Source organism: Pseudomonas sp. NFACC42-2, from assembly GCF_900116055.1.
Lineage (GTDB): Bacteria > Pseudomonadota > Gammaproteobacteria > Pseudomonadales > Pseudomonadaceae > Aquipseudomonas > Aquipseudomonas marginalis.
In genome coordinates this window covers 136,517-162,186 of record NZ_FOZO01000011.1, presented here as the reverse complement: position 1 = coordinate 162,186, position 25,670 = coordinate 136,517, and the positions used below count along the sequence as shown (strand labels likewise).

Below are 25,670 nucleotides of genomic sequence, written 5' to 3'. Positions count from 1 at the left end.
GATTTCGAGGATGCCGCTGGGGCCGATGGTCTTGTGGATCGGCTCGCCCAACGGGCCGCCATTGGGATCGACGCGCTGCAGCATCACCGGCGTGTCGCCGATGGGCACGAAGCGCGCGCTTTGGAACATATGCACCAGCGTCAGGGTGCCACTGGCCGGGCACGTGGCAACGGTGCTGCTGGGAAGGATGGCGCGGTTGATCGGCGCGACGAGCGCCACGTCATCCCCGACCTTGAAGACCTGTTCGACATCCAGGGCCGAAAAGCTAAAGAAGCTTTCCGCCCAGGTCTCGTAGGTATTGAGGCAGCGCCCGAAGTCGCTGAGAACGGATTCGACGTCCCGCGTCTTTGAATCCATGGCGGCCAGCACCAGGTAGCCAATGGCTTGGCGGGTCACCTCGATCATGAAACAGCCCCTTCAACCGGGGCTTTAACGAAAACCACCATCTGCAATCCCTCGCACTGTGTATTCAGGCGAGGGACTTTGCAGCGGTTTTCAGGGCAGGGGAGTAGTGCTTATCCGGCGCTTACGTGGGGCGTTTCGACAATTTTTGTCTTCTCCCGCCCCAGCACCAGGCTGCACAGCGCCGGCAGAAACAACAGCGTCAACACCGTGCCCACCAGCACCCCGCCAATCAGCACGAATGCCAGGGACGACCAGAACACCGACAACGTCAGCGGAATAAACGCCAGCGCCGCCGCCAGCGCGGTCAATATCACCGGCCGCGCGCGCCGCACCGTGGCCTCGACAATCGCCGCGTGGATCGCCATGCCTTGCTCCTGGTTCTGGCGGATCTGGTCGGTAAAGATCAACGTGTTGCGCATCAGGATCCCGCCGATCCCGATCAAGCCCAGGATCGCGTTGAACCCGAACGGCTGGTTGAACAGCAGCAAGGTCGGCACCGCGCCAATCAAGCCCAGCGGCGCGGTGGCGAAGACCATGAACATCACGCCGAAGGACCGCACCTGGAACATGATCACCGTGAGGGTCAGCAGGATCATGATCGGGAACAGCGCCGCCAGCGCCACATTGGCCTTGGCGCTTTCTTCCACCGGGCCGCCGATGTCGATCCGGTAACCGGCCGGCAGTCGGGCGATCAGCGGTTGCAGGTCTTTGTACACGGCCATTTCCACGTCGGGCGGTTGCACGCCGTCGATGATGTCGGCACGCACTTCCACGGTGCTCGCGCGGTTGCGGCGCTTGAGGATCGGTTCTTCCATCACCGCCTGGAACTGCCCGACCTGGGCCAGGGGCACCGACGTGCCGGCGCTGTTGGTCAGGGTCATGTTGTTGAGGTTGCCGAGGTTCTCGCGCTGGTTGCCCTGGGCGCGGGCGACCACGGACACGGTGCGGTTGCCCTCACGCACTTCGGTGATCGGGTTGCCGCTGAGCAAGGCGTTGAGCTGGGATTTGACCTCGTTGGGGGTAAAACCCAGTAGGCGCAGGCGGTCTTGATCCAGCACCAGGCGATAACCGCTGGTGCGCTCGCCCCAATCGAGAAAGGCGTCCTTGGTCAGCGTGTTGGCGGCGACGACCTTGCGCACGTCCTCGGACACGCCGCGCAGCACCTCCACATTCGGGCCGGACACGCGGAACACCACCGGGAAGGGCACCGGCGGACCGAACAGCAATTGGGTGACCCGCACCCGCGCCGCCGGAAACTCACCGGCCGCAATTCGCTCACGCATGCGCAGCTTCAAGGCGTCGCGGGCGTGAGAGTCCGGCGTCTGCACGATCAGCTTGGCAAACGCCGGGTCCGGCATTTCGGGGTTCAGCGACAGGAAGAAACGCGGTGCGCCACCGCCCACATAGGTGTCGACCATGCTGGTCTGCGGCTCTTGCAGCAGCGCCTTTTCCAACTGCGCCGCCACCGCCTCGGTGCTCTTGAAGGCACTGCCGGGCGGCATATACACCTCAAGAATCAGCTCGGAACGGTCGGAGTTGGGGAAGAACTGTTTCTTCACCACGGCCATGCCCAGTACGCACAGTACAAAGGCAGCGATCACCAACCCGGTCACCAGCCACCGCCTGCGTACGCAGGTTTCGACCAAATCACGCAGCTTCTGGTAATAGCGCCCGGCGTAAATCGCGTCATGGCCACCGGGCACCGGCTTGATCTGCGGCAGCAACTTTACGCCCAGATACGGCGTGAATACCACCGCCACCAGCCAGGACGAGATCAGTGCAAAGCCGACGATCCAGAAGATATTCCCCGCGTATTCCCCCGCACCGGACCGCGCAAACCCCACCGGCAGAAAACCGATGATCGTCACCAGCGTACCGGTGAGCATCGGTGCCGCCGTGGAACTCCAGGCGAAGGTGGCCGCATGAATCCGGTCAAAACCTTCCTCCAGTTTCACCACCATCATTTCAATGGCGATGATGGCGTCATCCACCAGCAGGCCCAGGGAAATGATCAGCGCGCCCAGGGTAATGCGGTCGAACTCACGCCCGGTGAGCAGCATGATCACAAACACCACCGACAAGGTCAGCGGCACCGCAGCCGCCACCACCAGGCCGACGCGAAAGCCCAGGGCCAGCAGGCTGATAACCATCACCACCGCCAGGGCGACGAAGAATTTGAGCATGAATTCATTCACCGCCAGGCTGATGTTTTTCGCCTGGTCGGAGACTTTGGCGAAGTTCACGCCCAACGGCAGGTCCGCCTGGATCCGGGCTTCCTCGGCCTTGAGGCTTTTGTCCAGCTCCAGACCGTTCCAGTGCTTTTCCATGATCACGCCGAGCATCAGCGCCGGGTCGCCCTGGTGGCGGATGCGGTAGCTGGGCGGGTCTTCATAACCGCGGCTGACGCTGGCCACATCGGCAATGCGCAGCACGCGACCGTTGACTTCCAGGGGCACGTTTTCGATCAGCGCCAGGCTGTCGAAGGCACCGTCGATACGGATATAGGCGCGCGCGCCTGCGGTTTCGACAAAGCCTGACGGGGCCACGGCGTTCTGTGCGGCGAGGGCGGCGAAGATCTGCTCCGGCTTGATCCCCAGGGTCGCCAGGCGCTCATAGGAGAACTCGACAAAAATCCGCTGCGCCTGCTCGCCGAGGATATTGACCTTCTTCACCCCCGGCAGGTTGAGCAGGCCCTGGCGCAATTCCTCGGCCATCTGCACCTGTTGCCGATGGGGCAAGTGCTCGGCCTCCAGGGCGTACAGGGCGAAGTACACATCGGAATATTCATCGTTGAAGAACGGCCCGATCACCCCGCTGGGCAGCCTCGCGGCTTCATCGCTGAGTTTTTTGCGCGTCTGGTAGAACAGCTCCTGGATTTCGCTGGGGCGCGTGGACTCCTTGTAGGTCATGCGCATCGACACAAAGCCCGGCTGGGCGATGGTCTCGACGCGGTCGTAGTAGTCCAGTTCCTGCAGGCGCTTCTCCAGGCGGTCGGCCACCTGCTCCTGCATTTCCTGGGCAGTGGCGCCGGGCCAGGCGGCGGTAATGGTCATGACCTTGACGGTAAACGACGGGTCTTCGGCGCGCCCCAGTTTGCCGAACGAGAAGATCCCGGCGGCGAGGATCGCAATGATCAAAAACAGCGTGACTGCGCGGTGCTTGACCGCCAGTTCCGAGAGGTTGATGCCACGCATGCTCATTGGTCCTGTGTGCGGTTGAGGGCCAGTACTTGGGCGGGCAACAGGCGCACCGCGTCGCCGCTGTGCAACAGGTGCGCGCCGAGGGCGACGACGACCTGGCCGGGGTTCACACCGCTGTCGAGCAGGGCGTCTTCCTGGCCGAGGCTGGCGACCTTGACGGCGGCGAAGCTGACCTTGTTATCCGCGCCGATCAACCACACACCGGTGCCTTGCCCTGCATCGTGCAAGGCACCGATGGGTACGCGGGTTTGTTGCGCCTGGCCGTCGCCTTGCAGGCGCACGGTGATGGTCGAGCCGAGGGCGAAGCGCTCGACGTTACCGTGCAGCACATAGCGGGCGCGGTAGGTGCGGGTGGTGGGATCGGCGCTGGCCGACAGTTCGCGCAAGGTCGCCGTCACCGCCTGGTCCGGGGCGCCGAAGGGGAAGGCCAGGGCTTTTTGCGCGGCCTGGTCGCGCTGGTTTTCCGGCAGGTTGACGATGGCTTCGCGGGCACCGTCATGGGCCAGGCGCGCGACGATTTGCCCTTCGGCGACCACTTGGCCGCGGTCCACCCGCACGTCGGTGATGATGCCGTCGCCATCGGCCTTGAGCACCGAATAAGTGCGGCGGTTCTCGATCTGACTGGCGTCGGATTGCGCCGCGGCCAACTCGGCCTCGGCCACGCGCAAGTTAGTCGCCGACTGGTCGAAGATCTGCCGGGACACGGCACCGGTACTGGCCAGGCGCTGGTAGCGGTTTTCATCGTCGCGGCGTTGGCGCAGTTGGGCCTGGGCGGCGTTGACGCGGTTTTTCGCCGAACGCAGGGCCAGCTCGAAGTCACCGATGTCGAGCACCAGCAGGGTGTCGCCACGGGAGACATGCTGGCCGGGGTCGACCTTGCGTTCGATGACCTTGCCGCCGACCCGGAAGCCCAGGTCGCTTTCCGTACGCGCAGCCACCACGCCGGTATAGGCGCTTTGCTGAGTGCCGGCGGCTTCGACCTTGGCGGCGAGTACCGGACGCGGTTGCGGCGCTTGGGCGGCGGTGTCGGCCTGGCTGTTGCAGCCGCTGAGGACGATCAACAGGGCCAGGGGCGTGAGAAGGCGCGGGGGGAGAGGGATCATGTCGGGCTCCGGGGATTACCATTGGGCAAAAAATTATGGACATAATTTTTTACGCATATTATGGTCGAAATATAAATAAATCCAGCCTCGGATAATCCCCATGTCGAACGCCCCGGCCCCATCGCGAAGTTTGTTGTTTTTACTGGTGGCCTTGACGGCGCTGGGTGAAGTCTCGACCCAATTGATCATTCCAGGCTTGGGCCTGATCGAGCACGCCCTGTTGGCGCCACCGGGTTCGGCGTTGATGGCCCTGTCGGCGTTTGTCGCCGCCTTTGGCCTGGGGCAACTGCTGTTTGGCCCGCTGTCGGACCGTATCGGCCGTCGTCCGGTGCTGATCGGCGGGCTGTTGCTGTATGTGCTGGCGACCTTGTCGATGCTGCTGGTCAATGACATCCCGCAATTTATCGCCGCTCGCGTCGTGCAAGGCCTCGGCGCCTGCGCTGCGCTGGTACTGGCGCGCACCGTGGTGCGTGACGTGTGGAAGGCCGAGGCGGGCCCGGCGCTGGCGCTGACCATGATCGGCATGCTGTACGCCATCGTCGTCGCCCCGATGGTCGGCGGCCTGCTGATCAAGCTGCTGGGCTGGCGGGCACCGATCCTGCTGGCCTTGGCGATTGGCAGTGGGGTGTTGTTGCTGGCGCTGCTGTTCTTCCGCGAGAGCAACCACTACCTAGACCCCAAGGCCGGCCACTGGCGCACCCTCGGCGGGCAATACCTGGACCTGCTCAAGGGCCGCCCGTACCGCGCGTTCGCCGTGGCGCTGGCGTGTACCTATGGCGCCATGTTCGCGGTGATCGCCGGTTCCTCGGCGGTGTATATCAATTTGTTGGGCTTGAGCAGCCTGGAGTACGGCATCAATTTTGGCCTGATCGTGTCGATGCTGATCATCGGTTCCACCTACACCCGACGCAACATCCAGCGCCTGGGGCCGCAACGGATTGTGGCGATGGGCGTGACGCTGGTGGCCATGGGCGGGATTGCCGCACTGGTGATTTATGCGCTGTTTGGTCTGTCGGTGCTGGGCCTGGATATTCCCATTGCGCTGGCGACCCTCGGCGGTGGCCTGGTATTACCCGGGTCTGTGACCGGTGGGGTCATGCCCAACGCTCACCGCGCCGGTTTGGCGGCGGGCTTGATGGGTTTTGCGCAGATGTTCGGCGCGACCTGCAGCGGCCTGTTACTGAGCCATCTGCGCGACGGCAGTGCAACACCGATGATCGTGATCCAGGCGTGTTTTGCCGTGACGGCGTTCGTGGCCTTCCATCTGTTGCGTGAGCGCCGTACCGCAGAGGTCGCGGCGGCTTGAGTTGTCACACTTTGTCCAAGTTATTCGGGGCTGGATGATTACGATTCTCTTTTGAGTCTAATCCGAAGGTCTTCGCCCATGCTGCCTGCTTTTCGTTTCTCGCCCCTGGCCCTGCTGGTGGCCGCCAGTCTTCATGCCCACGCCGATGAGCCTGTTGCACTGGAACTCAATGATGTAGTGGTGACTGCATCCGGTTTTGCGCAAAGCGTGGAAGACGCGCCGGCCTCGGTCACCGTGATCGATGGCGAGGCGCTGCGTCGCAAGTCCTACCGCGACCTCGGCGACGCGGTTAAAGACGTGGAAGGCGTGACCGTCAACGGCGGTGCGAATGAAACCGACATCTCCATCCGTGGCATGCCGGCCGACTACACCCTGATCATGGTCGACGGCAAGCGCCAGAGCGCCCGGGAATCGCGGGTCAACGGCAACAGTGGTTACGAGCAGAGCTTTGTACCACCCGCTGCAGCCATCGAGCGGATTGAAGTGGTGCGCGGGCCAATGTCCTCGCTGTACGGCTCGGATGCCATTGGCGGGGTGATCAACGTGATCACGCGCAAGGTCTCACCGACCTGGGGCGGCTCCGTCGGGTATGACTACTCGGCGCGCCAGCACAGCGACCAGGGCAATGCACGCCAGACCCAGTTCTACCTCAGTGGTCCGCTCAAGGAAGATTTCCTCGGTTTGCAGGTGTGGGGCCGCTACCTGGACCGCCAGGCCGATGACGACATCGAGCAGACCAATGGCTTTAGCAAGGCTGACCACCGCGACCTCACCGCGCGCCTGGCCTTCACCCCCACTATCGACCACGACATCCTGCTGGAAGCCGGCGCCACGCGCTTGAAGAATGGCGACGGCATGAGCGCCAACTGGGCCACCCGTGAACAGGAAAACAACCGCGATCACTGGTCGCTGTCCCATCAGGGTCGCTGGGGCTGGGCCACCTCGGACGTTGCCTTGTCCCAGGAAACCTCCAGCCGTGAAGGCAAGGCGACGCCGGCGCAGACTGACATCTACGGGCGCAAACCCGAGATCAAGAACACTGTGTTTGACGCCAAGCTGGTGGTGCCCACCGCCCGCAACGTCAGCACCGTGGGCGTGCAATGGAATAAAAGCGAGCTGACCGACTGGAACCAGGGCCTCGGTGACCGCGTCGACTATAAATTCTCGGTGGTGCAAAAAGCCTTGTTCGCGGAAAACGAGTGGTCGATGACCGACAGCTTCGCCCTGACCACCGGCCTGCGCCTGGATGAGCACGAAGAGTACGGCGCCCACCTCAGCCCACGGGTCTACGGGGTGTGGCGCGCCACCGAGCAGTGGACGTTCAAGGGTGGTGTTGCACGTGGCTTTAAGGCCCCCGAGCTGCGTGCGGTCGTCGAGGATTACGCCTACCTGCGCCGCAACCGCTTCGTGATGTTCGGCAACCCGGACCTCAAGCCCGAAACCAGCACCAACTACGAAGTCTCGGCGCTGTGGAGCAACCGCGACAACCTGTCCGGCGGCGTGACGCTGTTCTACAACGACTTCCAGGACAAGCTCTCCACCGTCACCACCGACCGGCGCTGGAACGGCTACACCATCATGGAGCGGGTCAACGTCGACAAAGCGATCATCCAGGGCGTTGAGCTCAACGGCCAATGGGACATCAACCCCAGCGTGCTGCTCAAGGCCAACTACACCTACACCGACTCCGAGCAGAAAAGTGGCGCGAACAAAGGCGCGCCCCTGGCCCTCACCCCTGAGCAAAAAGCCAATGTGCGCACGGAATGGACCATTAACGACCGCACCCAGGCCTGGGCTTCGCTGAGCTACTACGGCGAGGAAACCGGCAACACCATCACCACCGACGAACCGGCGCCGGGCTACACCACCGCCGACCTGGGCGGCTCCTACGACGTGAGCGATTCGTTGACCCTCAACGCCTCCCTCAACAACCTCACCGACAAGCGTCTGGACGATGAAACCTACGGCACGGTGAATTACGGCCGCACCCTGTGGATGGGCGCCACGCTCAACTTCTAGAGCGCGGTGGGCAATCGCACCACCGCGCACAGACCGGCCGGTGGGCGATTTTCCAAGACCAGTTCACCGCCGTGGGCCTGGATGCACGACCGTGCGATCGCCAGGCCCAGCCCCACGCCGCCATCACTGACACCCCGTTGTACGAAGGGCTCGAAGACTTTGCTCAACCACGCCTCGGGTAGACCTTGGCCGTGGTCGAGAATCTCGATGCGCAGCCAGCCGTTGTCTTCGCGAACCAGGCTCAGGTCGGCATCGCCGGCATGGCGCAGGGCGTTGTCGATCAGGTTGGTCAGTGCGCGCTTGAGCGCCAGCGGCCGGCAGGTCAGCAGTAACGCGGGTGCGCCGGCCCAAGTGACGGGCTGTTGCAGGCGTTGGTAACGCTTGGCCAGGTCATCCAGCAAGTCGCTCGACGAAAGCGTGGCAGTCGCTTCCTGCACCGCGTCGTCGCGCACGAAATCCAGGGTTTCACGCACCATTGCACTCAGTTCCCCGAGGCTTTCGAGCATGTCATCGCGGGCTGCGCCGGGCTCCAGCAACTCCACTTGCAGGCGCAGTTCGGTGATCGGCGTATTCAAGTCATGGCTGACCGCTGCGAGCATTCGCGTGCGGCCTTCGACATGCCGTGCGAGGTTGACCTGCATGGTGTTGAAGGCGGCAGTCAGGTCGCGGGCTTCCTGTGGGCCGGTTTCCGCCAGCGGGGCGATCCATTCACCACGGCTGACGCGCTCGGTGGCCTGGGCCAGGGTCTTGATCGGGCGCACCACGCGGGCGATGAAAAACATCACGATCAGCAGCACCGGCAGTGTGGTCACCGGCAGGCTGTAGGCCAGGACGCGGCCCCATTCATAGGCGCCGGCGGGGTATTGCACGGCATTCAGGTAGGTACCGTTGGGCAGCGGCACGCTGCTGCGCAGGCGCAACGGCGCCCAGCCGGCGGGGCTGAACACATGGGTGCGGGCGTCGGCGCCGCTGATGCGTTCCAACTGCATGCCAATGGCGGCGCTGTTATCCAGCTGTAATTGGTGGCGCAGCTCGTTGGCCAGGCGCTGTTCTTCCGGGCGTTGCGCAAACGGCGCCACCTCCGGCGTGGGGCCGATCCAGAAGCGCGTGTCGTCGGTGCTCATGCCGGCCAGCAGGTGCGCGGTTTCACTTGGGGTCAGGTCGATTGCCGTGTGATGGGCAATCCCCAGGCGTTCCAGGCTGAAACTGCGCGACAGCGGGTGGATCAGGCTGCCGGTGCGTTGCAAAAACAACATCGCAATGGCGTTCGACGCCAGCAGTGCCAGCAACAACAACAGGCTCAACTGCCGTGCCAGGGTGCGCGGCCACAGCCGGCTCAAGGTGTGCATTCGCTGACCTCGGACGCCAATAGATAGCCGCCGCCCCAGATGGTGCGTAACAGTTCCGGGGTGGCATCGCCCTGGGCCAGCTTGCGGCGCAGGCGGCTGACTTGCCGGTCGATGGCGCGGTCGCTGACATCGCTGTCGGCGGCGGCGGTGAGGTCGATCAAGCGTTCGCGGGGCAACAGGGTGTTGGGGTGGGCGAGGAACACTTGCAACAGCCGGCTTTCGGCAGTGCTGAGCTGGATGGCCGGGCTGCCGTCGCGGCGCAAGGTGGCGCTGGTCACGCTGAAGTGCCAGCCGGCGAACTCATAGGCCCGTGCGCCAGCGCCGGGCGCGGTGGGGCCGGTAGCGCGCCCCTGGCGGCGCAGCACGCTGTTGATACGCGCCACCAGCTCCCGGGGCTCGAAGGGCTTGGTGACGTAATCGTCGGCACCCAGGTCCAGGCCGCGTATGCGGTCGGCGGCAGTGTCGCGGGCGGTCAGCAGGATCACCGGGGTGTTGCTGCGCCGATGCAACTGGTTGCACAACTCAAAGCCATCGCCATCCGGCAGCAGCACGTCGAGCACCACCACATCGAACGCCTGGGTCTTGAGCAATTGCCACATGCCGGCCGCGTCTTCAGCGGTGCGCACCTCAAAGGTGTGGCGTCGCAGGTACGTGGCCAGGGGTTCACGAATCTTGCGGTGGTCATCCACCACCAGTACGCGCGGTGCGGCAGGCGCAGGGGCAAACGGCATTGCAGCCCTCGAGGGTTGAGCGGGAGAGGGCGGATATTACTACGAGTCATTATCATTAACGCTGTTTTTGTGAGGACGCAGCCGTAGATCGTCCTGCTGGTAGGACGATCAAGGTTGTTTTTACCGTCTAGCGCCGAATTGCTGCGAGTTTTAAGGTGTATGCACTTTGGAGGACTACCATGAAAAAACTCATCGGCATCTACACCAGCCCTCGCGCCCATTGGGTCGGCGACGGCTTCCCCGTGCGTACGCTGTTTTCCTACGACTCGATGGGCAAGCACATCAGCCCATTCCTGCTCCTGGACCACGCCGGGCCGGCCGATTTCGCCCCGACAGACCAGCGTCGCGGCGTCGGCCAGCACCCCCATCGCGGTTTTGAAACCGTGACCATCGTCTACGATGGCGAAGTCGAACACCGCGATTCCACCGGCGCCGGCGGCAAAATCGGCCCGGGCGATGTGCAATGGATGACCGCCGCCAAGGGTATCCTCCACGAGGAATTCCACTCCGCCGCCTTCGCCCGCAGCGGCGGTGCGTTGGAGATGGTGCAACTGTGGGTCAACCTGCCCGCCAAGGACAAAATGGCCGACGCGGGCTACCAGACCATCGTCGACGGCGATATCCCCGTGCTGCCCCTGGCCAACGACGCCGGCCACCTGCGCCTGATCGCCGGTGAATTCGCCGGCACCCAGGGACCGGCGCGCACCTTCACGCCGATCGATGTGTGGGACCTGCGCCTCAACGCCGGCAAGCCCGTCACCCTCGACCTGCACGCCGGGCGCAACACCGCCCTGGTGATCCTGCGTGGTACGGTGCTGGTCAACGGCGAAGAGGTCGCACGCCAAGGCCAACTGGCGTTGTTCGAACGCGATGGCCGCCAACTCACCCTGGAGGCCAACGACGACGCCAAGGTCCTGCTCCTCAGCGGCGAACCGATTGACGAGCCTATCGTTGGGCATGGACCGTTTGTGATGAATACCGAGCAGGAGATTCACCAGGCGTTTGCGGATTTCCAATCGGGTCGTTTCGGGCAGATGCAGGATTAAGGTCGGCCACAAGGCCAATGTGGGAGGGGGCATGCCTTCTCCCACATTTGTTTTCGCTATACCCCGGAACGGCATTTCATGCGATCTTCCCGTCATTCGCCCTGGAGTCGCCTGGATGCCCTCATTTATCGCTGATCACCCGATGCTGTGCGCCGTGGCGCTGATCTTTATCGACATCGCCGTGTGGCGCCTGATCTCTGCCGACCTGGCCAATTGGAAGCTGGCTGCGCGACTGGCGATTTTTGCCGTGTTCAGTGCCGTGCTGTTCAACGACGGCATGAACCCCATGCAACTTGCGCCCTATGCCGACAGTACCGCCTTGCACCTGGCCGCCACGGCCCTGCAGATCGGCTGGTGGCTGTTTGCAGCGCGTACGCTGACGGTGTTGCTGGGCGCGGTGATGATGCAGCGGGTGGGCCACACCGGGCGGTTGTTGCAGGACTTGATGGGCGCGGTGATTTTCCTCATCGCGATCATCGCCGCCATGGCCTACGTGCTCGACCTGCCGGTCAAGGGGGTGTTGGCCACCTCCGGCGCGGTGGCGATCATCGTCGGCCTGGCGTTGCAAAGTACCCTCAGCGATGTGTTTTCCGGGATCGTGCTCAACACCACCAAGCCTTATCAGATCGATGACTGGATCTCCATCGACGGCACCGAAGGGCGGGTCACCGACATCGACTGGCGCGCCACGCGACTGCAAACCTCCCAGGGCAGCCTGGCGGTGATCCCCAACTCCCTGGCGGCCAAGGCCAAGATCATCAACTTTTCACGCCCGGCGGATATGTTCGGCCTGGCGGTCAGCCTGCAGGTCAGCCCCCATGCACGTCCGCAAACCGTGATCGAGGCACTGGAGCGTGCGATGCAGGGGTGCCGGCCACTGTTGGCCAAGCCCGCGCCGAGCGTGGCGTTCAAGACCTCCGCCAGTGGCGGCGTGGAGTATGAAATCAGCGGCTTCGTGCCGGCCATGGCCCTCAAGCGCGAGGTGCGCAACCAGCTCTATGACCTGGCGTTCCGGCACCTGCAAGCGGCGGGCGTGGCTGTGCTGTCCGCCACCGAAAGCAGCGCGCCGCCGGCCATGTCCGCCGCGCGGGCATTGCTGGAGCGTTCGTCGATTTTCTCCACCCTGCGCCAGGAAGAGAAAGACACCTTCAGCCAGAACATGACCCTGCACACCTACCGCGCCGGCGAGATGATCCTGCCGGCGGGGGAGGTCAGCGATCATTTGTTTATCGTCGAGTCCGGCGTGGTCTCGGTGATGTTGACCAAGGGCGGCCATGTATTCGAAGCCGGGCGCATGGGGCCGGGAGAAGTGATTGGCGAGGCGGGGATCCTGTCCGACCAGGCCGTGCTGGCGGACTTTTCCGCCAAGACCTTCTGTACGCTGTACCGCATCGAGAACGAATACCTGAAACCCTGCCTGGATGCGCGCCGCGACATTAGCGAGGCGATGAAGGCACTTTTGGAATTCCGCCTGCATGCCGCCCAGGTCCTGACCCAGGACGCGCCGGTGGTGCCGGTGAAGAAGGGCTTTTTGCAGTGGCTGCGCAAGCGCGGTCTGTGAGAGGCGAGGGCCTGGAAGTGCTGTACTCGAGGTCGAATGATCGCCAATGTGGGTTTTCTTGACTGTCTCTGACCACGTGAGGGCTCGACCTTGATTCGACTCACCGACTACATCGCCAACCTTGCTCAATCCCCCCTGGCCCCGTGGGCCGGCCTGGCGCCCTGGGCCCTGGTCGCCCAGGCGCCGGCCGTTGTTCGCCAGATGCTCGCCGAACTGCCGGCCGACGACTACCGCGTGCACGACGAGGTCGCCATCCACCGTACCGCCATCGTCGAACCCGGTGCCTTGCTCAAGCCCCCCCTGATCATCGGCGCCCATTGCTTTATCGCCAGCGGCTCGCTGCTGCGCGGTGGGTGCTGGGTGGATGAGCACTGCATCATCGGCCCCGGCGCCGAGCTGAAAACCACCTTCATGTTCAGTGGCAGCAAGCTGGCCCACTTCAACTTTGTCGGTGATTCAGTGCTGGGCCATGGGGTCAACCTCGAGGCGGGGAGTATCGTCGCCAACTACCGCAACGAGCGGGACGACAAGGAAGTGCTGGTACGGGTTGACGGGGTATTGCAGCGCAGCGGCTGCGACAAGTTTGGCGCGTTGCTGGGGGATCAATGCCGGGTTGGCGCCAATGCGGTATTGGCGCCGGGGGCGGTTCTGGCACCTGCCAGCGTCGTGGGACGCGGACAGGTGTTTGATGCAGAGAACGGCTAGAAGTCGGCGATAAATTGCACGCCGCCGACCACTGCGCCCGTGGTTTGCGTAAGCCCGCCGGGGTATTTCACGTATTGCAGGTTAGGCCGCACCATCAGCCATTTCGTCGCCTGCACGCCATAGTTGATCTCGTAGCTGTACTCGCGGCGCTGCTCGGGCACGTACAGCGGGTCATCGATGTCGGTCACGCCATTGGCGCCGTTGAGCATCTGCGTATTGCGGGTATAGCGGTCGCTGACCTGCAACTTCGATGCGCCGAGGCCGAAGGTGTCGTCCGGGCGTGAATCGAAGGGGCCACGGTAGATCAGGCCGACCTGGATCAGGTGCTTGATCACGCTTTTGTCCGGGTCATTCACCGTCAGGTTCGCGAACACGTTGAGCCCGCGCCTGGCGTTGCCGTCGACCGTGGTTAATTGCTGCTGGCCCGACAGCCACCAGCCGCTGTTGCTGGAATACATCCGGTAGGGCTTTCGTGAGCTGGCGGCGTAGTTGCCGTCGGCGTCCTTGAGCATGTCCTTGGTGTCGGCGTTGGCGTAGTAGTAACCGGCGTGGTACTCGGAATTCAGCCCGGCGAGCTGGCCTTTCCAGATGGCCTCGATGGGGAAGCTGGTGCCCTGGGAACCGCTGATAAACGGCTTGAAACCATTGCTGGCTTCGGCGTTGCCGGGGTTCTTGTCGTAGGCGCCGACCTGCATGGCGAACTCATCGGTGAACTGGTACTTGGCCCGCACCGCCCACTGGCTGATCGGAAAGCTGTTCCACACGCCGTTCCAGTTGCCCTCCTGGGATCCGCACAGGGTGACGTTCTGGAACTCGCAGGGGAACTGGTCGAAGTCTTCGCCATGGCCGAAGCGCCCCAGTTTCAGGGCAAACTTGCGCTCGAAGAACTTCTGCTCGTACCAGAACTGCGAGAGCCGCCAGGCATTGCCGCCGCCGAAGACTTCCATGGTGGAGGTCAGGCCGGTGGCGTTGGGCTGGTGCACGCGGTCGTTGGTGATGTCCTTGCCATGGCGCTCACCGATGCCGATGCGAAAGGTCGCATCCTGCCAACCGAGGAGTTTTTGCAGGTCCATGTTGACGCCCAGGATCAACTGGTCGCTCCAGCGCGCGGTGGTGTGCGAGTTGTAGCCGCCGCCGAGGTTGGCACCGACTTCGCCGACATACTTGAGGGTGAAGTCGTAGCCTTGTTCGGCCAGTTGCGGGCGCAGGCCGTTCCAATCGCCGAGCATGGCCGGGGAGTTGGGGTCGAGCAGGCCCGCACTGAAGGCGCAGGTGGACATGGCGCTGCAGAGCAGGGCCAGGGGGAGGGTGGTGCGCATGGAAGTACTCCTGGAATTGTTGTTTTTATTAGGTACAACACAAACTTCAGGCACACAGAGATCCCTTGTGGGAGAGGGCTTGCCCCCGATGGCGGTGTATCAGTCACTAATGTACCGACTGACACTGCGCTATCGGGGTAAGCCCCCTCCCACAGTGGAAGTGTGGTGTTTGTTAGGGCGCGGGGTTACTGCAGGTTTACGTAGAGGCCGCCATCGACGAGCAACGACGCACCGGTCACATAGCGCGCCATGTCCGAGGCGAGGAACACGATCGGCCCGGCCACATCGTCCGGCTCGCCCAGGCGGCCCAGGGGCGTGCGCGAGGTCATGTAGGCGAGTTTTTCTTCGTCGGCCAGGTCGTCCTTGTTGATGTCGGTGGCGATGGTGCCCGGCAGCACCGAGTTGCAGCGGATCCCATACGGGCCCAAGGCAATCGCGCAGGATTGCATCAACGAATGCAGGCCGGCCTTGGTCGGCGTGTAGTGGGTTTGCATGCCGCCGCCCACCAGCGCACTGATGGAACTGACGGCGATGATCGCGCCGCCACGGCCCTGGTTTTTCATCTGGTTGGCCGCCGCCTGCACGGCGAAGTAGGCGCCGTTGAGGTTGGTGTTGACGGTTTTCAGGTAGACCTCGCGGGGCATGTCGAGGAACGAGTGGAAGGGGCAGATGCCGGCATTGTTGACGAACACGTCGACGCTGCCGAAGGCCTGCACTGCGCCGGCCACCAGCGTGTCGCCGGTGTCCGGGTCGGCCGCATCGCCGCCCACTTCGATGGCGTGGCCGCCAAAGGCCTTGATCTCTTCGATCAATGAATGCGCAGCCTCGGTGCCTTGGCCGCTGCCGCTGTGGCCGATCACCACGCGGGCACCCTGGCGGGCACACTCACGGGCGGCGGCGCGGCCGATGCCACGGGAGGCGCCGGTGATGATCACGGTTTTGTCTGCAAGCAACATAAAAATACTCCTAGAAAATCAAGCGGCATCAGCCGAGGTAATTGCCGTAGCCGACCATGGCGATAGCGCCGAGGATCACCGCAATGCCCGCCACCAGCACGCCCTTGTTGGCCGCGCTGGTGCCGTGCCATTCGCGGAAATACAGGCCCCAGCAGTTGGACACGATGATGATGAATGACATGTGCAGCACCCAGGAACTGGCGTCGTTCTGCAGTCGGCTTTCGCCCATGCCGTAGAAAAAGAACTGCAGGAACCACAGCGTGCCGGCAATGGCCACCAACAGGTAGTTGCCCAGCAGCGGGGTGCTGCGGTCGGTGTAGTTATGGAAGGTGCGGTTGCGCCAGTTCAGCCACAGGCACCAGATGCCGTTGGTGGTCAGGCCGCCCCACATGATCACCATGAAGGTCACGTTGTTCTGGAACAGGCTGTTGGCGCCATGTTCCACCGCTGCCGCCGCCAGTGGGCGACCGGCGGAAATGCCGTAGCTGAAACAGGCACTCAGCACGCCGGAAATCACCGCCACCAGCATGCCCTTGCCCAGGGCGAATTCGCTGACGCTGGCGAACTTCACCGCTGCGGACACTTCCCGTTCCTTGATCAGCCCGGCCTTGCCGCACACCGCGATGCCGATCAGCGATACCGCCACGCCCCAGAGCACCCAATGCCCGCCTTGTGAGGCCAGCATCGAGGTCAGGGTACCTTCGGTGTCCTGGGTGAACAGGTCGCGGTACAGCGCCGGCATCAAGGCGCCGAGGGCCGAGGTGAGGCCCATGATCAGCGACATGCCCAAGGACAGGCCCAGGTAACGCATGGTCAGGCCGAAGGTCAGGCCGCCGATGCCCCACAGCACACCGAACAGGTAGGTCCAGAGCAGGGTGCCGGTGTCGGCATTGCGCAGGATTTCCACCCAGCCTGGCACCGTCAGTTGGGCGGCGATCAGCGGCACGATCAGCCAGGACACCAGGCCGCCGGTGATCCAGTAGCTTTCCCAGGCCCAGCCGCGCACCTTCTTGTAGGGGATGTAGAAACTGCCGGAAGCGAAGCCGCCGATAAAGTGCAGAATCACACCGAGGAGAATGATTTCCACGTGGTCGAATCCTTTTTATTGTTGTTGTGGGTCGGTTAATTCAAGGGCGGCTCAGCTGGAACATCGGCAGCAGGTCGACACTGACCGGCGAGCCGTCTCCATGGCTGGGCATGATGTCCTGCATATGGCGCCACCAGCGTTGCATCAGTGCGGTGCGGGGCAGTTCATCCAGGCCGTGGGCGTCTTCGTGGGTGAGCACGGCGAACAGCGCATTGGCCGGCTCATCGAGGAAAATCCGGTAATCCACCACGCCCGCGTCGAGCAGGGCTTGGGCCAGTTCCGGCCAGATCTCGTCGTGACGCCGGCGATATTCATCGGCCTGGCCCGGATTGAGGTGCATGCGAAAAGCGCGGGTCTGCATCACAGCGCTCCATGGGGTGGCGTAGGCGAGTAGATACGCACGGCGTTATGCAGGAAAAACTTGGCCTGCACGGTTTCAGGTTTGTCGGCCATGCAGCGTTTGACGAGCCCCAGGGTGGTGGCGAAATCCGCCAGGTGATCGCTGTTGGGCCAGTCACTGCCGAAGAAGCAGCGCTCTTCGCCAAAGGCCTCCCACAGCACGGCCAGGCGGTCGTGGTAGAACGCAGTGTCGGTGATCAAGCCCAGCGCCCCGACCTGGGGAATTTCCGCCAGCTTGGCGAACACATTCGGGCGCTCGGCCAGGCGCAGCAGGTCGGCGTGGTACGCCGCCTCCTCACCCAGGGGTACCTGGGCGTTGGGCAGGTGGTCGACGATGATGCGCAGCTGCGGCAATGCCTCGCTCAGCTGCAGCAGGCCCCTGAGCAGGCGCGGGTTCGGGTTGGCGCTGTCCAGGCTGCGGCCGGTGGCGGCGAGTTGGCGCAGGCCGTCGATAAACCCCGGGCGGGCCTGGTCGTGCAGCAGGTCGCGGTCCCACAGGTTGCCGTAGCGCAGGCCGAGGAACAGCGGCTCATCCGCCAGGGCCTCGAGGTCGGTGGCGAAGTCGGCGTGCAGCGGGTCCAGGTTGCCGACAAAACCGAGCATGCGCGGCTCGCGGCGTAGGGTGTGCAGCAGCCAGCGGTTGTCGTCGCGCCACGGGCTGGCTTCCACGGCAATTGCGCCGATCACATTGTGTGGGCCGGCCAGGGCCCAGTAGTCGGCAGGTAAATGGGCGGCGTACAGCCGATTGCCCGGCTCGGGCCACGGGATGCCCTGAGGGCGACGTGGGTCGAACAGGTGCAGGTGGCTGTCGATGATGGGGCCGCTATAAGGCGTCAGGGGCATCGCGCAATCCTTGTGGGATTTTGTCAGGAAAGGCCCGCACGCTACCGCGCGCCGACCCGTTTCACCACCTCAGCTCTGCAGGTACACCGCATGGGTATGGGTGTACTCGTAGAGGCCGTGCTTGCCGTCGGCGCCGCCGATCCCGGATTTGCGCACGCCGGCATGGAAGCCTTGCATGGCTTCGAAGTTTTCGCGGTTGACGTAGGTTTCGCCGAAGTCGATCTCGCGCACCGCGTGCATGGCCTTGCCGAGGTCGCGGGTGTAGATCGACGAGGTCAGGCCGTAGTCGCAGTCATTGGCCAGGGCGATGGCTTCGTCGAGGTCGTCGACAATCTGGATCGGCAGCACCGGGCCGAAGATCTCTTCGCGCATGATCTCCATATCGGCCCGGCACCCGGCCAATACCGTCGGCTGGAAGTGAAAGCCGGCACCCAGGTCGGCGATCTGCCCGCCGCTGACCAACGTGGCGCCCTGGCTCAGGGCGGTGCGCACTTTGTGGTTGACGCTGTCCAGGCCCTGGCGATTGATCAACGGACCCATTTCCGCATCGGCCATGGCCAGCGGATCGCCGTAGCGGGTCGCGGACATGGCCGCGCTGATACGCTCGATGAATGGGTCGGCAACCTTGCGCTCCACGTACACGCGCTCGGCGCAGTTGCACACCTGGCCGGTGTTGATGATGCGCGAATCGCGGATGGCTTTGACCGCCAGGTCCAGGTCGGCATCTGCCAGCACGATGGCCGGCGCCTTGCCGCCCAGCTCCAGGTTGAGCTTGGTGATGTTCGGCGCGGCGGCGGCCATGATGCGTGAACCGGTGGCGACGCTGCCGGTGAAGCTGATCATGTCCACGCCCTTGTGGGCAGTCAGAGCGCCGCCGACCTGGCCATCGCCGCACACCACATTGAACACGCCGGCGGGCAAGTCGGTCTGGGCCACCAGTTTGGCGAATTCAAAGCAGTTGTTCGGGGTTTCTTCGCTGGGCTTGATCACGATGGTGTTGCCGGTGAGCAGCGCCGGGGCCAGCTTGCGGGCGATCAGGAAGAACGGGAAGTTCCACGGCAGGATCCCGGCCACCACGCCCAACGGTTTGCGGAACAGGAAGATGTTTTCGTTGGGGCGGTCGCTGGTGATGATCTCGCCTTCGATGCGCCGCGCCCATTCGGCCATGTAGTCGAGGTAGTCGGCGGTGAAGTTCACTTCGACCTCGGCCAGGCCGCTGACCTTGCCTTGCTCCAGGGTAATGGTGCGGGCCAGGTGGGCGACGTTTTCCCGCAGCTTGGCGGCGATGCGGCGCAGGTGCCCGGCGCGTTCGATCGCGGGTTTGCGCGCCCAGTCTTTTTGCACACTGCGGGCCGCGGCGAGGGCCTGGTCGACGTCGTCGGCGGTGGACGCCGGGACCTTGGACAACAAGACCCCGGTCGCCGGGTTGAGCACATCGATGTGCGCCTGGCTTGGGGTAAAGCGGCCGTTGATAAAGTTCTGGTACACGGGAACGGATGACATGGGCAGCTCCTCAGTAAGTGCGCGATGGCGCGTTCGTTTCAGCCGCAGGGCGGTAGCGGGCCAGGGTGGCCAGGGCGCTCTGGCGCAGCAGGCTGATGTCGATGGCCACCGCGATAAAGCGGCAACCCCAGGCCTGGTAGCGGCGTGCGTCGTCTTCGTTGGGCGCCAGGATGCCGCTGGCCTTGCCGGCGGCGAGGGTGGCCTCCACCGCGTGCTTGATGCGCTCCTGCACTTCGGGGTGACCGGGGTTGCCGGCGTGGCCGAGTCCGATGGACAGGTCGGCGGGGCCGATAAACACCGCATCCACGCCTTCCACGGCAGCAATCGCCGCGACGTTTTCCACGCCCAGGCGCGACTCCACTTGCACGATCAGGCACAGCTCTTCATGGGCGGTATTGAGGTAGTTGGCCACGCCATCCCAACGGGTGGCGCGGGTCAGGCCGCCACCGACGCCGCGAATGCCATGGGGCGGATAGCGCATGGCACGCACCAGGGCCTGGGCCTGTTCGGCGGTTTCCACCATGGGGATCATCAGGGTCTGGGCGCCGACGTCGAGCAGTTGCTTGATCAGGCTGGCGTCACTGTTGACCGCACGCACCACCGGTGCGGTGGCGTACGGGGCCACGGTCTGCAATTGGTTGAGCACGCTGGGCACGGTATTGGGCGCGTGTTCGCCGTCGATCAGCATCCAGTCGTAGCCGAGGCCGGCGACGATCTCGGCGGCGTAGCCGGTGGCAAAACCGGCCCAGATGCCATATTGGGTGGCGTCCTTGGCCAGGGCGGCCTTGAAACCATTACGGGGCATATTCATGGCGTTTTCCTCAGCGATTGTACGGACGGTGCAACTGGCAATCCGGGTTCAGGTCTACGCCGAAACCGGGCTTGTCGAGCACCGACAAGCGCATGCGGCCATTCACCGGGACCGGCTCGCCGAGCAGTTGCGGGTGGAACATCGGCACCACTTCATCGGCCTTGGGCGCCATCATCAGAAATTCGGCGAACGGGCTGTTATGGCGGGTGGCAACAAAGTGGTAGCTGTACACCGACGAGCCGTGGGGCACGACCATTGCGTTGTGGGCATCGGCCAGGGCGGAGATTTTCACCAGCTCGGTGAGGCCGCCGCACCAACCGACATCCGGCTGGATAATGTCGCAGCAGCCCATTTCCAGGAGCATGCGGAAGCCCCAGCGCGTGGCTTCATGTTCGCCGGTGGTCACCAACATGCCTTTTGGCACGTTGTTGCGCAGGGCGGCGTAGCCCCAGTAGTCGTCGGGAGACAGCGCTTCCTCGATCCACTTGAGCCCGTGTTCATGGGCGCCTATCGCCAGTTTGGTGGCGTAGTTCACATCCAGGCTCATCCAGCAATCGAGCATCAACCAGAACTCCGGGCCGACCCGTTCGCGCATGGTCGCCAGGGCTTCGAGGTTTTTGCGCAGGCCTTCTTCGCCTTCGCTGGGCCCGTGGTGCAGGGGCATCTTGCCGCCGATAAAACCCATCTTCTGCGCCAGGTCCGGGCGCGCGCCGGTGGCGTAGAACTGCAACTCGTCACGCACCGCGCCGCCGAGCAACTGGTGCACCGGCTCCTGGCGGATCTTGCCGAGCAGGTCCCACAGCGCGAGGTCAACCCCGGAAATGGTGTTGATCACCAAACCCTTGCGACCGTAGTAGAGGGTTGACTGGTACATCTGGTCCCAGATCTTCTCGAGGTCCGTGACACGTGCGCCTTCGATAAAGCGTGCCAGGTGTTTTTCGACGATATACGCCGCCGGTTCGCCGCCGGTAGTCACCGCAAAACCGACGGTGCCGTCGCTGGCTTCGATTTCCACCACCAGGGTGCCGAGCACGTTGATGCCGAAGCTGCGGCGGCTCTGGCGATACTCCGGGTATTTGCTCATGGGCGTGCAGATATGGTCGTCAATCCAATGGCCGTCGCCCTGGTCGTGGTAATCGGCGCCGCCGCCTCGCAGGACAAAGGCGCGCACGTGTTTGATGGTGAGATGACCCATGGTATGACTCCTGGAATTAAACAGTGGCCGGCGTGTTCGACGCGGTGCGGCCGGGTGAATGGATGCCCAGTACCAGCAATGCAGCGAGTACCGTGGTGGCGGACAGCAAGTACAAACCGGCCGCCGGGGAATCGAAGGCGCCTTCGGCCCACTGCTTGATCACAGGGGCGATAAAGCCGCCGAGGGCACCGAAGGAATTGATCAACGCAATGCCGGCTGCGGCGGCGCTGCCGGCCAGGTAGCTGGAGGGGAAGGTCCAGAACACCGGCTGCACCGCGATAAAACCCGAGGCGGCAAAGCACAGCGCGAGCATGCCCAGCAGTGGGTTGGCGAAGGTCACCGAGCAGGCGATGCCGGCGGCCGCCATCAATAACGTCAGGCAGGCGGTGCGGCGGCGTTCGCCGGTGCGGTCGGAATAATCGGGGATCCACCAGGCAGCGAACAGCGCGCAGACCCAGGGAACCGCCGAAACCAGCCCGACCATCAAGCCGACCTTGGTGCCGAGCAGGCCGCCCACCTGGGTGGGCAGGTAAAACACCACGCCATACACACTGGCCTGGATCAGCAGGTACACCAGGCACAGGTACAGCACCGAGGGTTGGCACAACACGGTCAGCAGGCTGCGGCCATGGGAGGTTTTGTGTTGGTCTTCCAGGTCGAGCAGGCTCTGGATTTGCTGGCGCTCGTCCACGCTCAGCCACTTGGCGTCGGCGGGGCGATTGTCCAGGTACCAGTAGGCCCAGATGCCTACCGCGCTGGCCATCAAGCCTTCCACGGCGAACAGCCACTGCCAGCCGTGAATCCCACCGAAGCCATCCATTTCCAAGAGCAAACCGGACAATGGGCTGCCGAAGATAAAGGCCAGGGGCGCGCCAAAGTAAAAGAAGCCCATGGCCTTGCCGCGCACGGCCTGGGGGAACCAGTAGGTGAGGTAGAGGATCACGCCGGGGAAGAACCCGGCTTCGGCCACGCCCAGCAGGAAGCGCAGTACGTAGAAGCTGGTTTCGTCATGGGCGAACACCATCGCCGCCGAAATCAGGCCCCAACTGACCATGATCCGGCACATCCACAGACGGGCGCCGACACGGTGCAGGATCAGGTTGCTCGGCACTTCCAGCAGCGCGTAGCCGACGAAAAACACACCAGCGCCAAAGGCAAAGGCGGCATCGCTCAAACCGGTGTCGGCCTGGAAGGCTTGCTTGGCGAACCCGACGTTGGCGCGGTCGAGAAACGCCATGATGTACATCAACAGCAGGAAGGGCAGCAGCCGCCAGGAAATCTTGGCGAGCAGGTGCGCGGGCAGGGTTTTCATGAGGAGGTCCGTTGTTTTGTTCTTATGGACCGGACTGTACGGCGGCCGAGCAATGCGCTACAAATCGAATCTCGCTTACAACCGATAACCTCAGGGTATCGATAATAAGGAAAAAAATGCGTAGTTCCACGATCTCCCCCAGCCTGTTCAACCGCCTGCGCTACAAGCACTTGCATATGCTGGTGGCGCTGAGTTCCAGCCAGAACCTGCACCGCGCCTCCCAGGCCCTGAACATGTCGCAACCGGCGGCCACGCGCATGCTGCGCGAGATCGAGGACATGTTCGGCTGTGACCTGTTCGAGCGCCTGCCACGGGGGATGCGTCCTACGGCACTCGGCCAGCAACTGATCAATTTTGCCGAATCGGCACTGAGCGGTCTCGACCGTTGCGCCGAAGACCTGATGGCGCGCCAGCAGGGCGGGTATGGCTACTTGTCTATCGGCACCATCATGGGCGCCGCGCCGGACCTGGTGATGGACTGCATTGCGCAGATCAAGGCGCTCAACCCGCAACTGCGTATCCGCATCATGGGCGACACCAGCGACCAGGTGATCCAACTGCTGGAGCAGGGGCGCATCGACCTGGCCATCTCCCGGCGCAACGCCGCCACCGACAGCGAGCACTACAGCTTCGAACCCCTGGGCAACGAGCGTCTGCTGGTGGTGGTGCACGCCGGCCACCCATTGGTCCGACGCGGCCTGCTATCCCTGGCAGAGCTGGTGCGCGACTGGCCGTGGATCCTGCAACCGCAAACCAGCCCGGCGCGTATCGGTTTCGACCAGGCCCTGCAAGACCTGGCGCTGCCAAGCCCGGCGGACATCATCGAATGCAGCTCGGTGTACTCCATGCAGCAGTTGATCCAACTGACCGACGCGGTGATGGTGCTGTCGGAAAGTGCCTTGCGTGATTATCTGAAAATGGGCCTGGTGGTCGCGCTGCCGGTGGCCCTGGACGTGCGGCTGGCGCCGTTTGGCATCTTGTTGCGCAAGGGCGAGGGGGTGAGCCGCGAATTGGGCTTGTTTATTGACCTGCTGCGGCAGAAGGCGGCGATGCTGTAAACGCGAAGTTGAAAAGATCATGGTGTCCCGGCACGATATTAAATAGAATGAATCTCATTTGAGACTCAATCGCGCCGTGCAGGTTGTTGCCATGAATGATGCTGTTGTCCCCACGCACGCTCCTGAACTGACGCTATCGAGCTTGTACCGTGACCATCGCAGTTGGCTGGAAAGCTGGCTGCGGCGGCGCCTGGGCAATGCCTGGGATGCGGCCGACCTGAGCCAGGATACGTTCCTGCGGGTGCTTGCCAGTGCGCAGCCGATTGCGCAGATGCAGGAACCCCGGGCGTACCTGGTGACGGTGGGCAAGCGCCTGCTGGTGAATTTTCATCAGCGCCGCAGCCTCGAACAGGCGTATCTGAATGCCCTGGCCACCTTGCCCGACACCTGTGTGCCGTCGCCCGAACAGCGCTGGCTGGTGCTGGAAACCCTGCAAGCCCTGGATGAATTGCTCGACGGCTTGCCCGTGCTGGTGCGCCGTGCGTTTCTATGGAGCCAGCTGGAAGGCCTGGGTTACCGCGAGATTGCCGAGCGCCTTGACGTGTCCGAACGTACGGTGAAGCGCTACATGGCCCAGGCCTACGAGCATTGCCTGCTGGTGGAGCTGTGAGCCGCGACGTCGCGCGCGCCGCCGCCCAGTGGCTGGCGCTGCTCGAATCCGGCGCGGCCACCGAGCGCGATCACGCCGCCTTGCAGCACTGGCGCGACAGCCATCCCCAGCATGAACAGACCTGGCAAAGAGCCCAAACCCTGCGCCAGCGTTTCAGCGATTTACCCCAGGCGCTCGCCATGGCCAGCCTCGACCGCCCGCAACCGGGGCGACGTGCCGTGCTCAAGCGCGCCCTGGGGGTGGCGGCGCTGGTGCCGGCGGCCTGGCTGATCAGCCGCCAGTTGCCCATCGACGCCTGGCGTGCCGATTTGCACACCGCTACCGGCGAACGCAAACGCCTGCCGTTAGCCGAAGGGGGCAGCCTGCAACTCAATACCGCTACAGCCGTAGACGTGGACCTGGCACAACGGCGCATCACCCTGGTCGACGGTGAGCTGGCGCTGAACGTTCCGGGTACGGCGGCGATGACGGTGCAAACCCGCTACGGCCAATTGCTCGTCAGCCAGGCCGAGGTGTGCGTGCGGCAACTGCCTTCCGGCTGCCTGGTGTCGGTGCTCAAGGGCACGGTGCAGGTGCGTGATTTGCGCGCAAACCTGGCGACATTGCAGGGGGGCCAGCAAGCGCCGTTGAAAGCCGCCGGGCTTGGCGCCTCGGTGCCCTTCGATGTGCTGCAATTAGGCTGGCGCGACGGCGTGTTGACCGCACAGAACCAGTTGCTGGGGGATTTTCTGCGCGAGCTGGAACGCTATCGTCCGGGCGTATTGCGTTGGGATCCCAGCCTGGAAACGCTGCGGGTGACCGGCAGTTTTCGCCTGGATGACACCGACCGCATCCTCAACCTGCTGGCCTCGACCCTGGGGTTGGAGGTGCAATCTCGGACCCGTTATTGGGTGAGCCTGCGCAAGGCGGCGTGATGCGGTTTTGTGGCCAGCCTGCTCACCACAGGTTACGAGTAGTCCTCGATCACGTGGGGTGAGCCTGCGCAAGCTGCCGGGGATCGGCAGCTGCTCCTGGAAGAGCAAATCGTTGATCGGCTGTTGGTGCGGCAACAGCTTGTATATTTCTATATGGAATAAATAAAGAGTTATATATTCCTTTTAATGTTCTGCGTGATAGCGCATTTTAAAGGCCTGCGCATTCGTGCGGATTGAC

22 protein-coding genes are annotated in these 25,670 nt (G+C 63.6%); 8 read left to right on the top strand and 14 right to left on the bottom strand.

Translation table 11 applies throughout. From position 1 onward, the window contains the following. From BM416_RS20195 to BM416_RS20185, 3 genes are all read right to left on the bottom strand, one after another. Positions 1-405: hypothetical protein (locus BM416_RS20195; RefSeq protein WP_139237766.1), on the bottom strand; the 405-nt coding region annotated here is incomplete at its 3' end. 110 nt (positions 406-515) lie between these two features. Continuing rightward, positions 516-3,599 carry an efflux RND transporter permease subunit gene (locus tag BM416_RS20190; RefSeq protein ID WP_092489232.1) on the bottom strand — a complete coding sequence of 1,028 codons (3,084 nt, stop codon included), beginning with the start codon at positions 3,597-3,599 and terminating at the stop codon, positions 516-518. A gap of 2 nt (positions 3,600-3,601) precedes the next feature. Then, positions 3,602-4,708 (bottom strand): efflux RND transporter periplasmic adaptor subunit, encoded by a 1,107-nt coding sequence (locus BM416_RS20185; protein ID WP_092489231.1) that lies wholly within the window; start codon positions 4,706-4,708, stop codon positions 3,602-3,604. A gap of 100 nt (positions 4,709-4,808) precedes the next feature. Here BM416_RS20185 and BM416_RS20180 point away from each other — a divergent pair, with 100 nt between their 5' ends. Further along, positions 4,809-6,014 carry a multidrug effflux MFS transporter gene (locus tag BM416_RS20180; RefSeq protein WP_092489230.1) on the top strand — a complete coding sequence of 402 codons (1,206 nt, stop codon included), beginning with the start codon at positions 4,809-4,811 and terminating at the stop codon, positions 6,012-6,014. A 78-nt stretch (positions 6,015-6,092) separates the two neighbouring features. Then, complete coding sequence (locus BM416_RS20175; RefSeq protein ID WP_092489229.1) at positions 6,093-8,033, top strand: TonB-dependent receptor domain-containing protein; 1,941 nt, start codon at positions 6,093-6,095, stop codon at positions 8,031-8,033. On the opposite strand, the gene BM416_RS20170 is transcribed toward BM416_RS20175, so the two are convergent. After that, positions 8,030-9,349: a sensor histidine kinase gene (locus BM416_RS20170; protein ID WP_175539086.1), complete on the bottom strand. Its 1,320-nt coding sequence runs from the start codon at positions 9,347-9,349 to the stop codon at positions 8,030-8,032. The two genes, BM416_RS20175 and BM416_RS20170, sit on opposite strands and share 4 nt — an antisense overlap. Positions 9,350-9,369: 20 nt before the next feature. Then, on the bottom strand, positions 9,370-10,113 hold the full coding sequence (locus BM416_RS20165; protein WP_092489227.1) for a response regulator: 744 nt from the start codon (positions 10,111-10,113) through the stop codon (positions 9,370-9,372). Between the two features lie 179 nt (positions 10,114-10,292). Here BM416_RS20165 and BM416_RS20160 point away from each other — a divergent pair, with 179 nt between their 5' ends. The 3 genes from BM416_RS20160 (at position 10,293) to BM416_RS20150 (ending at position 13,425) form a co-directional block, all read left to right on the top strand. Continuing rightward, on the top strand, positions 10,293-11,159 hold the full coding sequence (locus BM416_RS20160; protein WP_092489226.1) for a pirin family protein: 867 nt from the start codon (positions 10,293-10,295) through the stop codon (positions 11,157-11,159). 115 nt (positions 11,160-11,274) lie between these two features. Next, complete coding sequence (locus BM416_RS20155) at positions 11,275-12,720, top strand: mechanosensitive ion channel domain-containing protein (RefSeq protein ID WP_065927776.1); 1,446 nt, start codon at positions 11,275-11,277, stop codon at positions 12,718-12,720. 90 nt (positions 12,721-12,810) lie between these two features. Next, positions 12,811-13,425, top strand: coding sequence for an LbetaH domain-containing protein (locus tag BM416_RS20150; protein ID WP_092489225.1), 615 nt, complete (start codon positions 12,811-12,813; stop codon positions 13,423-13,425). On the opposite strand, the gene BM416_RS20145 is transcribed toward BM416_RS20150, so the two are convergent. The 9 genes from BM416_RS20145 to BM416_RS20105 form a co-directional block, all read right to left on the bottom strand. After that, positions 13,422-14,744: a carbohydrate porin gene (locus tag BM416_RS20145; RefSeq protein ID WP_092489224.1), complete on the bottom strand. Its 1,323-nt coding sequence runs from the start codon at positions 14,742-14,744 to the stop codon at positions 13,422-13,424. The two genes, BM416_RS20150 and BM416_RS20145, sit on opposite strands and share 4 nt — an antisense overlap. Before the next feature lie 185 nt (positions 14,745-14,929). Continuing rightward, complete coding sequence (locus tag BM416_RS20140; RefSeq protein WP_092489223.1) at positions 14,930-15,700, bottom strand: L-rhamnose 1-dehydrogenase Lra1; 771 nt, start codon at positions 15,698-15,700, stop codon at positions 14,930-14,932. Between the two features lie 28 nt (positions 15,701-15,728). Next, a complete protein-coding gene (rhaT, locus tag BM416_RS20135) occupies positions 15,729-16,787 on the bottom strand; it encodes an L-rhamnose/proton symporter RhaT (protein WP_090404933.1) in 1,059 nt (352 codons plus the stop codon). Positions 16,788-16,827: 40 nt separating this feature from the next. After that, a complete protein-coding gene (gene rhaM / locus BM416_RS20130; RefSeq protein WP_175539084.1) occupies positions 16,828-17,148 on the bottom strand; it encodes an L-rhamnose mutarotase in 321 nt (106 codons plus the stop codon). After that, entirely contained in the window at positions 17,148-18,029 is an 882-nt protein-coding gene (locus BM416_RS20125) for an amidohydrolase family protein (protein WP_092489222.1), read from the bottom strand. Before BM416_RS20125 ends, rhaM begins: the two co-directional genes overlap by 1 nt. Before the next feature lie 69 nt (positions 18,030-18,098). Further along, positions 18,099-19,532 (bottom strand): aldehyde dehydrogenase, encoded by a 1,434-nt coding sequence (aldA, locus tag BM416_RS20120; RefSeq protein ID WP_092489221.1) that lies wholly within the window; start codon positions 19,530-19,532, stop codon positions 18,099-18,101. Between the two features lie 10 nt (positions 19,533-19,542). Further along, positions 19,543-20,343: an aldolase/citrate lyase family protein gene (locus BM416_RS20115; RefSeq protein WP_092489220.1), complete on the bottom strand. Its 801-nt coding sequence runs from the start codon at positions 20,341-20,343 to the stop codon at positions 19,543-19,545. A 10-nt stretch (positions 20,344-20,353) separates the two neighbouring features. Further along, entirely contained in the window at positions 20,354-21,538 is a 1,185-nt protein-coding gene (rhmD, locus tag BM416_RS20110; RefSeq protein WP_092489219.1) for an L-rhamnonate dehydratase, read from the bottom strand. A gap of 16 nt (positions 21,539-21,554) precedes the next feature. After that, positions 21,555-22,850, bottom strand: coding sequence for an MFS transporter (locus BM416_RS20105; RefSeq protein WP_092489218.1), 1,296 nt, complete (start codon positions 22,848-22,850; stop codon positions 21,555-21,557). Between the two features lie 116 nt (positions 22,851-22,966). Between BM416_RS20105 and BM416_RS20100 the strand changes: the two genes are divergently transcribed. The 3 genes from BM416_RS20100 (at position 22,967) to BM416_RS20090 (ending at position 25,432) form a co-directional block, all read left to right on the top strand. Next, positions 22,967-23,908 (top strand): LysR family transcriptional regulator, encoded by a 942-nt coding sequence (locus tag BM416_RS20100; protein WP_092489217.1) that lies wholly within the window; start codon positions 22,967-22,969, stop codon positions 23,906-23,908. Between the two features lie 91 nt (positions 23,909-23,999). Then, a complete protein-coding gene (locus BM416_RS20095) occupies positions 24,000-24,518 on the top strand; it encodes a sigma-70 family RNA polymerase sigma factor (protein ID WP_027607930.1) in 519 nt (172 codons plus the stop codon). Continuing rightward, positions 24,515-25,432, top strand: coding sequence for a DUF4880 domain-containing protein (locus BM416_RS20090; RefSeq protein ID WP_092489216.1), 918 nt, complete (start codon positions 24,515-24,517; stop codon positions 25,430-25,432). Before BM416_RS20095 ends, BM416_RS20090 begins: the two co-directional genes overlap by 4 nt. The last annotated feature ends 238 nt before the right edge of the window (positions 25,433-25,670 follow it).

What these genes read in the sequence shown, in the direction of transcription:
- BM416_RS20190 (WP_092489232.1), bottom strand. Translation starts at nt 3,599, where the DNA reads ATGCGTGGCATCAACCTCTCGGAACTGGCGGTCAAGCACCGCGCAGTC.
- BM416_RS20185 (WP_092489231.1), bottom strand. Translation starts at nt 4,708, where the DNA reads ATGATCCCTCTCCCCCCGCGCCTTCTCACGCCCCTGGCCCTGTTGATC.
- BM416_RS20180 (WP_092489230.1), top strand. Translation starts at nt 4,809, where the DNA reads ATGTCGAACGCCCCGGCCCCATCGCGAAGTTTGTTGTTTTTACTGGTG.
- BM416_RS20175 (WP_092489229.1), top strand. Translation starts at nt 6,093, where the DNA reads ATGCTGCCTGCTTTTCGTTTCTCGCCCCTGGCCCTGCTGGTGGCCGCC.
- BM416_RS20165 (WP_092489227.1), bottom strand. Translation starts at nt 10,113, where the DNA reads ATGCCGTTTGCCCCTGCGCCTGCCGCACCGCGCGTACTGGTGGTGGAT.
- BM416_RS20160 (WP_092489226.1), top strand. Translation starts at nt 10,293, where the DNA reads ATGAAAAAACTCATCGGCATCTACACCAGCCCTCGCGCCCATTGGGTC.
- BM416_RS20155 (WP_065927776.1), top strand. Translation starts at nt 11,275, where the DNA reads ATGCCCTCATTTATCGCTGATCACCCGATGCTGTGCGCCGTGGCGCTG.
- BM416_RS20145 (WP_092489224.1), bottom strand. Translation starts at nt 14,744, where the DNA reads ATGCGCACCACCCTCCCCCTGGCCCTGCTCTGCAGCGCCATGTCCACC.
- BM416_RS20140 (WP_092489223.1), bottom strand. Translation starts at nt 15,700, where the DNA reads ATGTTGCTTGCAGACAAAACCGTGATCATCACCGGCGCCTCCCGTGGC.
- rhaM (WP_175539084.1), bottom strand. Translation starts at nt 17,148, where the DNA reads ATGCAGACCCGCGCTTTTCGCATGCACCTCAATCCGGGCCAGGCCGAT.
- BM416_RS20125 (WP_092489222.1), bottom strand. Translation starts at nt 18,029, where the DNA reads ATGCCCCTGACGCCTTATAGCGGCCCCATCATCGACAGCCACCTGCAC.
- aldA (WP_092489221.1), bottom strand. Translation starts at nt 19,532, where the DNA reads ATGTCATCCGTTCCCGTGTACCAGAACTTTATCAACGGCCGCTTTACC.
- BM416_RS20115 (WP_092489220.1), bottom strand. Translation starts at nt 20,343, where the DNA reads ATGAATATGCCCCGTAATGGTTTCAAGGCCGCCCTGGCCAAGGACGCC.
- rhmD (WP_092489219.1), bottom strand. Translation starts at nt 21,538, where the DNA reads ATGGGTCATCTCACCATCAAACACGTGCGCGCCTTTGTCCTGCGAGGC.
- BM416_RS20105 (WP_092489218.1), bottom strand. Translation starts at nt 22,850, where the DNA reads ATGAAAACCCTGCCCGCGCACCTGCTCGCCAAGATTTCCTGGCGGCTG.
- BM416_RS20100 (WP_092489217.1), top strand. Translation starts at nt 22,967, where the DNA reads ATGCGTAGTTCCACGATCTCCCCCAGCCTGTTCAACCGCCTGCGCTAC.
- BM416_RS20095 (WP_027607930.1), top strand. Translation starts at nt 24,000, where the DNA reads ATGAATGATGCTGTTGTCCCCACGCACGCTCCTGAACTGACGCTATCG.